Raw genomic sequence first — 13,266 nt, forward strand, 5'->3', positions numbered from 1 at the left:
CCTCATGCCGCGCGGCGGGCACCGGGCCTAGCGTCGGGAGCGACCCCTGCACCCACACCGCGGGTGCGGACCGGCGAGGCGCGACGACGCGCCCCGCCCGAGCACGAGGAGCACCTCCGTGAGAACAGTCCTCCCCGGCCGCACGCGCGGCCTCACCGGGCGCGCGCTGCGCGCCCTCGCGTCCGTCGTCGCCGCGGCGACCGTCGTCGCGGGCGGCGCGCTCGCGGCCGCGCCCGCGACCGCCGCGGCGCCGTCCGCCGCCCCCGCCGCCGCTCCCGTGAGCGCCGCCGCGCCGTCGGGCAGCACGCAGTGGCTCACCGGCTACTGGCACAACTTCGACAACGGCTCCGTGACGATGCGCCTGTCCGAGGTCCCCCAGGCGTACAACCTCGTGGCGATCGCGTTCGCGGACAACCTCGCCGGGACCCCCGGCGGCATCACCTTCAACCTCGCGAGCGCGGAGCTCGGCGGCTACACCGAGGCCCAGTTCAAGGCCGACGTCGCGGCCATCCGGGCCCAGGGCCGCAAGGTCGTCATCTCCGTGGGCGGCGAGAAGGGGAACGTCATCGTCTCGAACGCGACCGAGGCGAAGAACTTCGCCGACACCACGTACGCGCTCATGCAGAAGTACGGGTTCGACGGCGTCGACATCGACCTCGAGCACGGCATCAACGCCACGTACATGTCGAGCGCCCTCCACCAGCTCGCGGCGAAGGTCGGTCCGAGCCTGATCCTCACCATGGCGCCGCAGACGATCGACTACCAGGCGACGAGCATGGGGTACTACCAGCTCACCCTCGCGATCAAGGACATCCTCACGATCGTCAACACCCAGTACTACAACTCCGGCTCGATGATGGGCTGCAACCAGCAGGTCTACTCGCAGGGCACGGTCGACTTCCTCACCGCGCTCACCTGCATCCAGCTCGAGATGGGCCTGCGCCCCGACCAGGTGGGCATCGGCGTCCCGGCCGTGCCGCGCGCCGCGGGCGGCGGCTACCAGCCGCTCGCGAACGTCGTCAAGGCCGTCGACTGCCTCGAGGTCGGCACCGGCTGCGGCGCCTTCAAGCCCGCGAAGCCGTACGGCAAGATCGGCGGCGTCATGACCTGGTCGATCAACTGGGACAAGACCAACGGCTACCAGGTCGCGTCCGTGATCGGCGGCCGCCTCGCGAGCGGTCCGACCACGCCCACGGAGCCGACCAACCCCACCGAGCCCACCAACCCCACCAACCCGACGAACCCCACCAACCCCGGGACCTGCACCGCGACCGCGTGGTCGGCCTCCGCCGTCTACACCGGTGGCGCCCGCGTCTCCCACCAGGGCCGCACCTACGAGGCCAAGTGGTGGACCACCAACGAGAACCCCGCGCAGAGCGGGCAGTGGGGCGTCTGGAAGGACCTCGGCGCCTGCTGACCCGGCCGGCGGACCCTCGGGCGACCTGCTGAGACGACGACGGCGCGGCACCCTGGTCGGGTGCCGCGCCGTCGTGCGTGGTGCGGACGGAGGACCGTCCGCGGGGAGGACTGCCGTCAGGCGGCGTCGTCCTCGAGCAGCTTCGTCGTCTTGGACTGGTCCAGCGGGATGCCGGGGCCCATCGTCGTCGTCAGCGTGGCCTTGGTGATGTACCGGCCCTTCGAGGACGACGGCTTGAGACGCAGGACCTCTTCGAGAGCCGCCGCGTAGTTCTCCACGAGCGCCTTCTCGTCGAACGAGACCTTGCCGATGATGAAGTGCAGGTTGCCGTGCTTGTCGACACGGAACTCGATCTTGCCGCCCTTGATGTCCGACACGGCCTTCGCCACGTCCATCGTCACGGTGCCGGTCTTCGGGTTCGGCATGAGACCACGGGGGCCCAGCACCTTGCCCAGACGACCGACCTTGCCCATGAGGTCCGGCGTCGCCACGGCGGCGTCGAAGTCGGTGTACCCGCCGGCGACCTTCTCGATGAGGTCGTCGCCGCCGACCTCGTCGGCACCGGCCGCACGGGCCTCCTCCGCCTTCGCCGCGTTCGCGAAGACGATGACGCGGGCGGTCTTGCCCGTGCCGTGGGGGAGGTTGACCGTGCCACGGACCATCTGGTCCGCCTTGCGGGGGTCGACACCGAGGCGGAACGCGACCTCGACGGTCGCGTCGTACTTCACGGTCGACGTCTCCTTGGCGAGACGGATCGCCTCGAGCGGCGCGTAGAGACGCTCACGGTCGATCTTCGCCTCGGCGTTGCGGTACGCCTTGCTGCGCGTTGCCATCTGCTTCTCCTTCTGCAGTCGTGGTCAGCGGGTCCGCGCGGACCCTGCCACTGCCGCCCACGGTCGTGGACGGACACTTCCGATGTTGCCACGCTCGGCCCGATGCATGGTCTGCTCGGGCTGAGCGCCGCTCACGCTCCGGCAGGACTCGCTGGCGCTCGTCCTACCTCCGCGCTCGCTCTGCTCAGCCCTCGACGGTGATACCCATCGAGCGGGCCGTGCCGGCGATGATCTTCGACGCGGCATCGAGGTCGTTCGCGTTGAGGTCCTCGAGCTTGGTCTGGGCGATCTCGCGCACCTGGTCCGCGGTGATCTTCGCGACCTTGGTGGTGTGCGGCGTCGCCGAGCCCTTCTGCACGCCCGCGGCCTTCTTGATGAGCTCCGCCGCCGGCGGGGTCTTCGTCACGAAGGTGAACGAGCGGTCCTCGTAGACCGTGATCTCGACGGGGATGACGTTGCCGCGCTGCGACTCGGTCGCCGCGTTGTAGGCCTTGCAGAACTCCATGATGTTCACACCGTGCTGACCGAGCGCGGGGCCGATCGGCGGCGCGGGCGTCGCCGCACCGGCCTGGATCTGGAGCTTGATGAGGCCGGAGACCTTCTTCTTGGGAGGCATGACTCTTCCCTGGCTTTCTTCTCGTGGGCCGACGCCGTGGGCGATGACCCGGTTGCAGTACTGCGCTCACGCGGGGCGGCTCGGGCCGCCCGCGCGTCAGATCTTGGCGACCTGGTTGAACGACAGCTCGACCGGGGTTTCCCGGCCGAAGATGGAGACGAGGACCTTGAGCTTCTGGTTCTCGACGTTGATCTCGGAGATCGTGGCGGGCAGCGTGTCGAACGGGCCGTCCGTGACGGTGACCGACTCGCCGACCGTGAAGTCGACCTCGACGGGAGCCTTCGCCGCGGCCTGCGCGGGCTTGCCGGCCTCCGGGGCGGGGGTGAGCATCGGCGCGAGCATCGAGAAGACCTCGTCGAGCGTCAGCGGCACCGGCTGGTGGGTGTGGCCGACGAAGCCGGTGACACCGGGCGTGTGGCGCACGGCGCCCCACGACTCGTCGGTGAGGTCCATGCGCACGAGGACGTAGCCGGGGATGCGCACGCGTCGGACGATCTTCTTCTGCGCGTTCTTGATCTCGGCCACCTCCTCCATGGGGACCTCGATCTGGAAGATGTAGTCCTCCATGTTCAGGCTCTGGATGCGGTTCTCCAGGTTGGCCTTCACACGGTTCTCGTAGCCCGCGTAGGAGTGGATGACGTACCAGTCGCCCGGCTGCGAGCGCAGCGTGCGCTTGAACTCCGCGACCGGGTCCTCGATGACGTCGCCGTCCTCGTCGGCCGGGCGGACCTCGTCGGCCTCGTCGTCGTCCGACGCGTCGTCGGTCTCGTCAGCGGCGTCGTCCGTCGCGTCGTCGTCGGTCTCGTCAGCGGCGTCGAGGGCCTCGTCGGCTCCGTCGACCGCCGGGACGTCCGTGGTCTCGTCGACGTCGTCCTGGGCACCCTCGGGCTGCGTCGGGTCGACGTTCTCCGTCTGGTCCAGCGACTCCTGGGACACGAACGAACCTGCTTTCTCAACGAACTGCTCGAAGACTTCTTCTGGAAGCGCCGACGGCGCCCCGAGAGGCGCCGGCTGCCGTGCTGACCCGGCCTGGCCGGGGAAGGTCGTGCGCTAGCCGAAGACCCACCGGACGGCCTGGCCGATCCCCAGGTCGAGGACGGTCACGAACGCCATGACCACGACCACGAAGACGAGGACCACCGTCGTGTAGGTGATGAGCTCGGACCGCGTCGGCGTGACGACCTTGCGGAGCTCGGCGACCACCTGGCGCACGAACAGGGCGATGCGCGCGAAGACGTTGGGCTTCTTGTCCGCGGACGGACCGCCCTTCTTCTTCACCTCGTCGGCGCGTGCACCGCCTGCGCCCACGGCCTCTGACGGCGATTCGCTCACTCGATCTTCCCCATCGCTCACGTACGGGACCTGCTCGAACCCTCGGTGCGACCCGGTGTCGGGCCGCGCGCGGATCCCGGGAAGGTCCCGCGAGAGCCACGCCGTGCAGGGTAGACAGGACTCGAACCTGCAACCTGCGGTTTTGGAGACCGCTGCGCTACCAATTGCGCCACTACCCTTCGTGCCGACGGCGCCTCGCACGGCCTCGCTCCCCGGACGAAAGTCGTCTCACGGGCGCGGACCAGCGTGGCGGGCGTCAACCACCGAGGGATCACTGTACGCGACGCGGCGCCCCTGGTCGAACCACCGTCCACCGATCGGTGGACACGAGGTCCGGACGAACGGGCGTCGCGGGCCGGGGCCCCGCGCCGACACGCTGGTCCCATGACGACGACACCCCTCCCCGCCGGCCCCCGCGGCGCCGGCTCCGGCCCCGGCGCCGGCGCCGGGCAGAGCGGACCGGCCGTGGACGTGCGCGGCCTGCGCAAGCGCTACGGCCCCAAGCAGGCCGTGGACGGCATCGACCTGCGCGTCGAGCGCGGCGAGATCTTCGCGGTCCTCGGCCCCAACGGCGCCGGGAAGACCACCACGGTCGAGATCCTCGAGGGCTTCCGCCGCCGGGACGCGGGCGAGGTCCGCGTGCTCGGTGAGGACCCCCAGTCCGCGGGCCGCGCCTGGCGCTCGCGCCTCGGCGTCGTCCTCCAGGACTCGCGCGACCAGGCCGAGCTCACGGTCGCCGAGCTCGTCCGGCACTTCGCGACGTTCTACCCGACGCCGCGGGACCCCGACGAGGTGATCGACGCCGTCGGGCTGCGGGAGAAGGCCCGCACGCGCACGCGCCAGCTCTCCGGCGGGCAGCGCCGACGGCTCGACGTCGCGCTGGGGATCGTCGGCCGGCCGGAGCTGCTGTTCCTCGACGAGCCCACGACGGGGTTCGACCCCCAGGCCCGCCGCGCGTTCTGGGCGCTCGTCCGGTCGCTGCGCGAGGACGGCACGACGATCCTGCTCACCACGCACTACCTCGACGAGGCGGCCTACCTGGCCGACCGCGCGGCCGTCGTGCGGTCGGGGCGGGTCGTCGCGCTCGACGCGCCCGACCGTCTCGGGGGCGCGGAGGCGCGCCGCCCCGTCGTGCGGTGGCTCGACGGCGGCACCCGGCGCTCCGAGCGCACGGACTCCCCCACGGCGGTCGTCGCGGCGCTCGCCGCGCGGTACCCCGACGGCGAGGTCCCCGGGCTCGAGGTGACACGCCCGAGCCTCGAGGACGTCTACCTCGAGCTCATCGGCGAGCCGGCCGCGTCGAGCGGCCCGGCGCCCGCCCCCGACCGGCCCGGCGCACCCGCCGCGGCCCGCACGCCCGACGACGCGACCGTCGTCGTCCCCGAGGAGGCCCGACCGTGACCGTCGCCCCGACCACGCGCGCACCGCGCGCCGCCCTGCCCGGGCCCGCCCGCCTCGGCGTCGAGCGCACGCGCGCCGAGCTGCGCGGGTTCTTCCGCGAGCGCGACGCGGTCGTCTTCATCTTCACGTACCCGCTCATCATGCTCGCGATCTTCGCGACCGTGTTCGACGGGCAGGACCAGGGCGACGCGGGCTACTCCGTGCCCTTCGCGCAGTACTTCCTGCCGGGGATGATCGCGACGGGCGTCATGCTCACGAGCTTCCAGTCGCTCGCGATCTCGATCGCGGTCGAGCGCGACGACGGCGCGCTCAAGCGCCTGCGCGCGACCCCGCTGCCCGCGTCGGCGTACTTCTACGGCAAGGTGGGCCTGGTCCTCGCGACCTCGATCGTGCAGACGGCGCTCCTGCTGCTCCTCGCGGCCGTCGTGTACGACGTCCCGATGCCCTGGGACATGCCCGACGCCGCGACCCGGCTCACGACGTTCGCGTGGGTGTTCGTGCTCGGGTGCGCCGCGGGCGCCGTGTGCGGGGTCGCGTTCTCGTCGCTGCCGCGCTCGGGCCGGTCCGCGACGGCGGTCGTCACGCCCGTCGTGCTCGTGCTGCAGTTCATCTCCGGGGTCTTCTTCGCGTTCTTCGCGCTGCCCGCGTGGATGCAGACCGTCGCCTCGGTGTTCCCGCTCAAGTGGATGGCGCAGGGCATGCGCTCGGTCTTCCTCCCCGAGCAGGCCGCGGCGCTCGAGCCGTCCGGGTCGTGGCAGCACGGCGCGACCGCTGCTGTACTGGTCGCATGGCTGGTCCTGGGGCTCGTGGTGGGCGCGCGGTCGTTCCGGTGGCGGCGCCGTGACGACGGCTGACCCGCCGTCGCCCGCGGGCGGGCTCCCGGCAGCCGGGGACCGGGCCGGGGGCGAGGACGGGGCCGGGGACGGTGCGGCCACGGCCCAGCTCGACGGCACGTGGGCGCGCGACGTGCGCTGGTGGGACGTGGCGTTCTACGTCATCGTCGTGCTCAGCGCGCTCGCGCTGCTCACCGCGGGCGTCGCCGGCACGGCCCTGCTCGTGTCGCTCGCCGCGCTCGGGACGATCCTCCTGGCCTACCTCGCGTGGGGGCGGCGCGCGGCCCGCACGCGCGCCCAGGTGCCGGCGCACCTCTACCTCGTCGTCGCGATCGCCGGGACGCTCGTCGTCGTCGGGCAGGACGCGCTCGGCACGCTGCTGCTGTTCGCCGTCTTCACGCAGATCTGGATGCTCTCGGAGCACCTCTGGGCGCAGGTCGTGCTGTGCGTCGCGCTCGCGGCGGGCACCGCGCTCGCGCTCGCGTTCGACCCGGCGACGGGGCGCGTCGAGCCCGACGAGCTCGCGAGCGCCGCGCCGCAGATGGGCGTCGCGCTCGCGTTCGCGCTGAGCCTCGGGCTGTGGACGGCGCACACGATGCGGCAGTCGGAGCGGCACGAGCGCCTCGTCGACGCGCTGCGCGCGACGCAGGCCGAGCTCGCGCGCTCGCACCACGAGGCGGGCGTGCTCGCGGAGCGCGAGCGGGTCGCCCAGGAGATCCACGACACGCTCGCCCAGGGGTTCACGAGCGTCGTCATGCTGGCGCAGGCCGCGGGCGCCGACCTGGACCGGGGCGCCCCGGACGCGGCGCGCGAGCGCCTCGCGCTCGTCGAGTCGACGGCGCGCGACAACCTCGCCGAGGCCCGCGCGCTGGTCGCGGCCTCCGCGCCGGCCCCGCTGCAGGGCAGCACGCTCGGGGAGGCGCTGCGCCGCCTCGCGACGCGCTTCACCGAGGAGACGGGGACGCGCACGGAGCTCGCGGCCGACGACGTCCCGGGGCTGTCGAGCGCCGAGGAGGTGGTCCTGCTGCGCTCGGCCCAGGAGGCGCTGACGAACGTGCGGCGCCACGCCGGGGCGGGCGCGGTGCGGGTCGTGCTGCGCCGCGACGCGGACGGGACCCTCCTGGAGGTGTGCGACGACGGTCGCGGGCTGCCCGCCGACGCGGCCGAGGGCTACGGTCTGCGAGGCATGCGCGAGCGCGTCGCCGCGGAGGGCGGCAGCCTCGAGGTCGGGCCCGCGCCGGGCGGGGGCACGCGCGTCGCGGTGCGGCTGCCCGCGACGGGCGTGGGCACGGGCCGGACGGCCCCGACGAGGCGAGGAGCGGTGCGGTGACGAGGACGACGGGCCGGGACGGCGCGGTGCGGGTGCTCGTGGTCGACGACCACCCGGTCGTGCGCTCGGGCATCGTGGGGATGCTGGCCGCCGAGCCCGACCTCGCGGTGGTCGGGGAGGCGGGCGACGGCGCGCAGGCGGTGGAGCTCGCGCGCGAGCTGGCGCCCGACGTCGTCCTCATGGACCTGCGGATGCCCGTGCTCGACGGCGTGGGCGCGACCGCGGCGATCCTCGGTGCACCGGGCCGTGGGCGCAGGGCGGCGGGGCCGCGCGTCGTCGTGCTGACGACCTACGAGACCGACGCCGACATCCTGCGGGCCGTCGAGGCGGGCGCCACCGGCTACCTGCTCAAGGACACGCCGCGCGAGGAGCTCGTCGCGGGCGTGCGCGCCGCGGCGCGGGGGCAGACGGTGCTGGCGCCGAGCGTCGCGACGCGGCTCGTGACGTCGGTGCGCGGGACGGAGCGGCTCACGGACCGGGAGGTCGAGGTGCTGCGGCTCGTGGCCCGCGGGCTGTCGAACGCGGCCGTCGGACGCGAGCTGTTCATCGCCGAGGCGACCGTGAAGACGCACCTGCTGCGGGCCTTCGCCAAGCTCGGCGTGGACGACCGCACCGCCGCCGTGACGGTCGCGATGCAGCGCGGGTTCCTCCCCGGGGCGTGACGCGCGCGGGCGCCGTCGGCACCCCGACCTGCGGCGGGACCTGCGCCGCAGTCGTCCCGCGCCCGACGGCGGGCGCCGGGCGCTCGTGACAGACTCCCGCTGTGCGAGACCTGGCGACGCTCCCGAAGGCCCACCTGCACCTGCACTTCACGGGGTCCATGCGGCCCGACACGTTGCGCGACCTCGCCACGCAGTACGGCGTGCGGCTCCCCCACGCGCTCGTCGACGGCGACCCGCTGCGCCTGCCGCCCACCGAGCGCGGCTGGTTCCGGTTCCAGCGCCTGTACGACGCGGCGCGCGCGTGCGTGCGGTCCGAGGCCGACATGCGGCGCATCGTGCTCGAGGCGGCGCAGGACGACGCCGCGGAGGGGTCGGGGCGGCTCGAGATCCAGGTGGACCCGACGTCGTACGCGCCGTTCGTCGGGGGCATCACCCCGGCCGTGGAGATCGTGCTCGACGCCGCCCGGTCCGCGAGCGCCGCGACGGGGACGGAGGTCGCGGTGGTCGTCGCGGCGTCGCGCACGCGGCACCCGCTCGACGCGCGGACCCTCGCGCGGCTCGCGGCGCAGTACGCGGGCGAGGGCGCGGGCGAGGTCGTGGGGTTCGGCCTGAGCAACGACGAGCGGCGCGGCGACACGGCCGAGTTCGCGCGCGCGTTCGCGATCGCGCGGCGGGCGGGCCTCGCGTCGGTGCCGCACGGCGGCGAGCTGCTGGGCCCGGGACACGTGCACGAGGTCGTGCGCGAGCTGGTCCCGGACCGCCTGGGCCACGGGGTGCGGTCGGCGGAGGACCGGCGCGTCCTCGACGACGTCGTGGACCGGGGGATCGCGCTCGAGGTGTGCCCGGCGTCGAACGTCTCGCTCGGCGTCTACGAGGAGGCGGGGCAGGTCCCGCTCGGCGCGCTCGTCGACGCGGGCGCGCAGGTCGCGCTCGGCGCGGACGACCCGCTGCTGTTCGGGTCCCGGCTCGTCGGGCAGTACGAGACGGCGCGGCGCGAGCACGGGTTCTCCGACGCGGAGCTCGCCGACCTCGCGCGGTCGTCGATCCGGGCGAGCCGCGCGTCGTCGGGCACCAAGCGACGGCTGCTCGCGGGCGTGGACGACTGGCTCGCGGCGGGCTGACGCCCGCGTGCGTGCGGGCCGCCGGGGATCGGCGGGCTGACGCGAGCGGTCACGCGCGCGTCGCGACGACGAAGACGCGACGGAACGGCAGGAGCGTGCCTGCGCCGCGCTCCGGGTACGCGTCCCGCAGCGCGGCGGCGTACTGCGCGACGAACGCGTCGCGCAGGTCGTCGGGGAGGGCCTGGAGCACCGGACGGGCGCCCGTCGCGGAGACCCAGCGCAGCACGGGGTCCGGGCCGTGGAGCACGTGGAGGTACGTCGTCTCCCAGGCGTCGACGGTCCAGCCGAGCGTGGTGAGCGCGTCGAGGTAGACCTCGGGATCGTGCGCCGCGGGGCGCTCGACGCCCGCGGCGTGCGCCGCGTACGGGGGTCGGGCGGCGAGCTCGCGCAGGAGCCGGTGGCTCGGCGCGTCGTGGTTGCCGGGGACGGAGAACGCGAGCGCGCCGTCCGGGGCGACGTGGTCGGCGAGCCGGGGAAGCAGGTCGAGGTGACCGGGCACCCACTGGAGCGTCGCGTTGCTCACGAGGACGTCGGCGGGCGCGGGCGGCGCCCACGAGCGCACGTCCGCGAGCTCGTACCGCACCCAGGGGGCGGACGCGTCACGCCGGGCGGTGGCCACCATGGCCGGCGACGCGTCGATGCCGGTGATCGCGGCGTCGGGCCAGCGCGCGTGCAGGAGCGGGGTCAGGTGGCCGGGGCCGGACCCCAGGTCGACGACCGTGCGCGCGTCGACGGGGACGCGTGCCACGAGGTCGGCCATCGGGCGCGTGCGCTCGTCGGCGTGGCGGAGGTAGAGGGCAGGGTCCCAGTCGCGTGGCATGACGACTCCGTCCTGTCGCAGTATCTAGACGTCAACAATCTTGACATCAAGATACACACGTCCTCCCGGCTCGTCGCGCGGACTCTCATGTGCGTCTCATCCGGCTCTCCGATACTGGGTCCATGACTCGCCGGACCGTCGCGTGGCTCGTGGGGGCGCTCGTGCTCGTCCTCGCCGGCGCCGCCGCGGCGGGCGCGCTCGCCGCGCGGCCGCAGGACCGCGACGTCGGCGTGGCCGTCGTCGTGACGCCCGCTCCCCCGGCCGCGACCCCGACGACGCCGGCCCCGACGCCCAGCCCGACCGACGACGACGGTGACGGCGACGACACGGACGACGACCGCGTCACGCCCGCCCCGCCGTCGAGCGACGACGACCGGGACGACGACTCGGACGACGACTCGGGCGACGACCCCGACGACGACGCGACCGACGACCAGGACGACGACCGCGACGGCCCCGACCGGGGCGACGGGTGAGGCGCCGGGCGCGCGGCGCGGGACTCACGGTCCGCACCCGGATGCTCGCGGCGTTCCTCGGCCTGTCCGCCCTCGCGCTCCTCCTCGCGGGCGGCGCGGCGTGGTTCCTGCAGCGCGGACAGCTCGACGCGCGCATCGACGAGAGCCTCGTGCGGAGCGCGAACGAGCTGCGGCGGATCGCGGGCTCCGGCGTGAACCCCGTGACGGGCGAGCCGTTCCGGTCCGCCGAGGACGTCGTCGTCGCGTCGATCCAGCTCACCGTGCCCGCGCAGAACGAGGGCGTGCTCGGGCTGCGCGAGGGTCGCACGCCGCTCGTGTCGCAGCAGGACGTGCGCCTGCGCCTCGAGGAGGACGCCGAGCTCGTCGCCGCGCTGTCGCCGCTCGTGGCGGGCGACCACGTGGTGCTGCGCTCGGTCGGGACGGCGACCGCGGACTACCGCGCGCTCGTCGCACCTGTGCGCGCGACCGGGGCGGACGGCGCCGGGCCCCCCGCGGCGCTCGTCCTCGCCTACGACCGCTCGGCGGAGCACGCCGAGTTCGCCCAGGTCTTCCGCACGTACGCCGTCGTCGCGCTCGGCGCGCTCGTGCTCATCGGCGTCGTCGGCTGGGTCGTGGCCGGCCGGCTCCTGCTCCCGATCCGCACGCTCTCGCGCACCGCGCAGCGCATCGGCGAGACCGACCTCTCCGCGCGGATCCCGGTCACGGGTAACGACGACCTCTCCGACCTGTCCCGCACCGTGAACGGCATGCTCGACCGGCTCGAGGGCGCGTTCGACTCGCAGCGCCGGCTCATCGACGACGTCGGGCACGAGCTGCGCACGCCCCTCACCGTGGTGCGGGGTCACCTCGAGCTCATGGACCCGCACGACGCGACCGACGCGACCGAGACGCGCGACCTCGCGCTCGACGAGCTCGACCGCATGAACCGCCTCGTGGACGACCTCGTGACGCTCGCGACCGCCGGGCGCCCGGACTTCGTGCGCCCCCTCGACACGGACCTCGGACGGCTGCTCGACGACGTCCACGACAAGGTCCGCACGCTCGGCGACCGGCGGTGGCTCGTCGACGCGCGCGCGGACGTCGCGGTGCGGGCCGACGCGCAGCGCCTCACGCAGGCGCTCCTCCAGCTCGCGGCCAACGCGGTGAAGTTCTCGGCGCCCGGGTCGGCCGTCGCGCTCGGCTCGGCCGTGTCCGACGACGGCGCGCGCGTGCGCGTCTGGGTCCGCGACGAGGGCGTCGGGATCGCCCCCGAGCAGCAGGAACGGATCTTCGAGCGGTTCGCGCAGGCCACCACGCCCGGCGCGGCGCACCCCGAGGGTGCCGGGCTGGGGCTCGCGATCGTCGCCGCGATCGCCGACGGCCACGACGGCCGCGTCCACGTCGCCTCGACGCCGGGCGTCGGGTCGACGTTCACGCTCGACCTGCCGCTCGTGCCGGTCCCCGGGCAGGCCGCCGGGCCGGCCGGCGACGCCGCGGTCCCGTACGGGGCGACCGCGCCGACCGCATCCACGGCGCCGTCCGCCGCGACCCCCGAGCTGCCGCCGGACACGCCGGACGCGCCGCCGACCAGCCCGGGGGCGGGCTCCGAGACCCGCACCCGGACCGGCACCCGGACCGGCACCGACGACGGCGCCGACAACGGCGCCCGGAGCAGCACCGAGACCGGCACCGAGACCGGCACCGACCCCGACGGAAGGACCACCCGGTGAGCCAGATCCTCGTCGCCGAGGACGAGACCCGCATCGCGTCGTTCGTGGCCAAGGGGCTGCGCGCCGCGGGCTACGCGAGCACCACGGTCGCGACGGGCCGCGAGGCGTTCGACCTCGCGAGCAGCGGCGACTTCGCGCTCCTCGTGCTCGACCTCGGCCTGCCGGACCAGGACGGCTTCACCGTGCTGCGCCGGCTGCGGGAGACCGGGAACGCGATCCCCGTCATCATCCTCACGGCGCGCACGTCGGTCACGGACACCGTCGCCGGGCTCGAGGGCGGCGCCGACGACTACATGGCCAAGCCGTTCCGCTTCGAGGAGCTCCTCGCGCGCATCCGGCTCCGGCTGCGCAGCGAGCCCGCGGGCGAGGTCACGGTGCTCACGCACGGCGCGCTGAGCCTGGACCTGCGCACGCGGCGGGCCCGGACGTCGGACCGCGAGGTCGACCTCTCCGCGCGCGAGTTCGCGCTCGCCGAGGCGTTCCTGCGCAACCCCGGGCAGGTCCTCAGCCGCGAGCAGCTCCTGTCGCGCGTGTGGGGGTACGACTTCGACCCCGGCTCCAACGTCGTCGACGTGTACGTGCGGTACCTGCGCAACAAGCTCGGCGCGGAGCACTTCGTCACCGTGCGCGGGATGGGCTACCGCCTCGCGGACGCGCCACGGCGCTCCTGAACCGACGACGATGCCCGCCCCGGAGGCCGGGGCGGGCGTCGTGCG

At 74.3% G+C, this 13,266-nt stretch carries 14 protein-coding genes and 1 tRNA gene; 9 read left to right on the plus strand and 6 right to left on the minus strand.

Annotated elements, in window-relative coordinates:
• Positions 1-118: 118 nt before the first annotated feature.
• The gene (locus ACPCUX_RS02710; protein ID WP_423388114.1) at positions 119-1,417 is read left to right on the plus strand and encodes a glycosyl hydrolase family 18 protein; all 1,299 of its coding nucleotides are present in this window, start codon (positions 119-121) and stop codon (positions 1,415-1,417) included.
• Positions 1,418-1,533: 116 nt separating this feature from the next.
• Here ACPCUX_RS02710 and rplA read toward each other — a convergent pair whose 3' ends face one another.
• The 5 genes from rplA to ACPCUX_RS02735 all read right to left on the minus strand — a co-directional run bounded on the left by rplA (position 1,534) and on the right by ACPCUX_RS02735 (position 4,377).
• Positions 1,534-2,250 carry a 50S ribosomal protein L1 gene (gene rplA, locus ACPCUX_RS02715; RefSeq protein ID WP_423388115.1) on the minus strand — a complete coding sequence of 239 codons (717 nt, stop codon included), beginning with the start codon at positions 2,248-2,250 and terminating at the stop codon, positions 1,534-1,536.
• Between the two features lie 184 nt (positions 2,251-2,434).
• On the minus strand, positions 2,435-2,866 hold the full coding sequence (rplK, locus tag ACPCUX_RS02720) for a 50S ribosomal protein L11 (protein WP_021482529.1): 432 nt from the start codon (positions 2,864-2,866) through the stop codon (positions 2,435-2,437).
• Positions 2,867-2,962: 96 nt separating this feature from the next.
• Positions 2,963-3,802, minus strand: coding sequence for a transcription termination/antitermination protein NusG (gene nusG, locus ACPCUX_RS02725; protein WP_389299356.1), 840 nt, complete (start codon positions 3,800-3,802; stop codon positions 2,963-2,965).
• A 114-nt stretch (positions 3,803-3,916) separates the two neighbouring features.
• A complete protein-coding gene (gene secE, locus ACPCUX_RS02730; protein ID WP_031316181.1) occupies positions 3,917-4,198 on the minus strand; it encodes a preprotein translocase subunit SecE in 282 nt (93 codons plus the stop codon).
• 106 nt (positions 4,199-4,304) lie between these two features.
• Positions 4,305-4,377: transfer RNA gene (locus ACPCUX_RS02735), tRNA-Trp, on the minus strand.
• A 205-nt stretch (positions 4,378-4,582) separates the two neighbouring features.
• Here ACPCUX_RS02735 and ACPCUX_RS02740 point away from each other — a divergent pair.
• From ACPCUX_RS02740 to ACPCUX_RS02760, 5 genes are all read left to right on the plus strand, one after another.
• Positions 4,583-5,599, plus strand: a complete 1,017-nt coding sequence (locus ACPCUX_RS02740; RefSeq protein WP_423388116.1) for an ABC transporter ATP-binding protein — start codon at positions 4,583-4,585, stop codon at positions 5,597-5,599.
• Complete coding sequence (locus ACPCUX_RS02745; protein ID WP_043656145.1) at positions 5,596-6,453, plus strand: ABC transporter permease; 858 nt, start codon at positions 5,596-5,598, stop codon at positions 6,451-6,453. Before ACPCUX_RS02740 ends, ACPCUX_RS02745 begins: the two co-directional genes overlap by 4 nt.
• The gene (locus ACPCUX_RS02750; protein WP_423388117.1) at positions 6,440-7,762 is read left to right on the plus strand and encodes a sensor histidine kinase; all 1,323 of its coding nucleotides are present in this window, start codon (positions 6,440-6,442) and stop codon (positions 7,760-7,762) included. Before ACPCUX_RS02745 ends, ACPCUX_RS02750 begins: the two co-directional genes overlap by 14 nt.
• Positions 7,759-8,424 carry a response regulator gene (locus tag ACPCUX_RS02755; RefSeq protein WP_255438041.1) on the plus strand — a complete coding sequence of 222 codons (666 nt, stop codon included), beginning with the start codon at positions 7,759-7,761 and terminating at the stop codon, positions 8,422-8,424. The genes ACPCUX_RS02750 and ACPCUX_RS02755 overlap by 4 nt, the downstream gene beginning before the upstream one ends.
• A gap of 101 nt (positions 8,425-8,525) precedes the next feature.
• Positions 8,526-9,545, plus strand: a complete 1,020-nt coding sequence (locus ACPCUX_RS02760; protein WP_034654722.1) for an adenosine deaminase — start codon at positions 8,526-8,528, stop codon at positions 9,543-9,545.
• A 49-nt stretch (positions 9,546-9,594) separates the two neighbouring features.
• Here the strand turns inward: ACPCUX_RS02760 and ACPCUX_RS02765 are convergent, their stop codons facing one another.
• Positions 9,595-10,365, minus strand: coding sequence for a methyltransferase domain-containing protein (locus ACPCUX_RS02765; protein ID WP_171467566.1), 771 nt, complete (start codon positions 10,363-10,365; stop codon positions 9,595-9,597).
• A 122-nt stretch (positions 10,366-10,487) separates the two neighbouring features.
• On the opposite strand from ACPCUX_RS02765, the gene ACPCUX_RS02770 reads away from it, so the two are divergent.
• From ACPCUX_RS02770 to ACPCUX_RS02780, 3 genes are read left to right on the plus strand one after another with little or no spacing between them, the layout of a single operon-like run.
• The gene (locus tag ACPCUX_RS02770; protein ID WP_137280098.1) at positions 10,488-10,841 is read left to right on the plus strand and encodes a hypothetical protein; all 354 of its coding nucleotides are present in this window, start codon (positions 10,488-10,490) and stop codon (positions 10,839-10,841) included.
• Positions 10,842-10,882: 41 nt separating this feature from the next.
• On the plus strand, positions 10,883-12,550 hold the full coding sequence (locus ACPCUX_RS02775; RefSeq protein ID WP_081600101.1) for a sensor histidine kinase: 1,668 nt from the start codon (positions 10,883-10,885) through the stop codon (positions 12,548-12,550).
• Complete coding sequence (locus ACPCUX_RS02780; protein ID WP_034654727.1) at positions 12,547-13,221, plus strand: response regulator transcription factor; 675 nt, start codon at positions 12,547-12,549, stop codon at positions 13,219-13,221. Before ACPCUX_RS02775 ends, ACPCUX_RS02780 begins: the two co-directional genes overlap by 4 nt.
• Positions 13,222-13,266: the final 45 nt, after the last annotated feature.

Origin of the sequence: Cellulosimicrobium sp. AB352, from assembly GCF_049538415.1 — a bacterium.
GTDB lineage: Bacteria > Actinomycetota > Actinomycetes > Actinomycetales > Cellulomonadaceae > Cellulosimicrobium > Cellulosimicrobium funkei.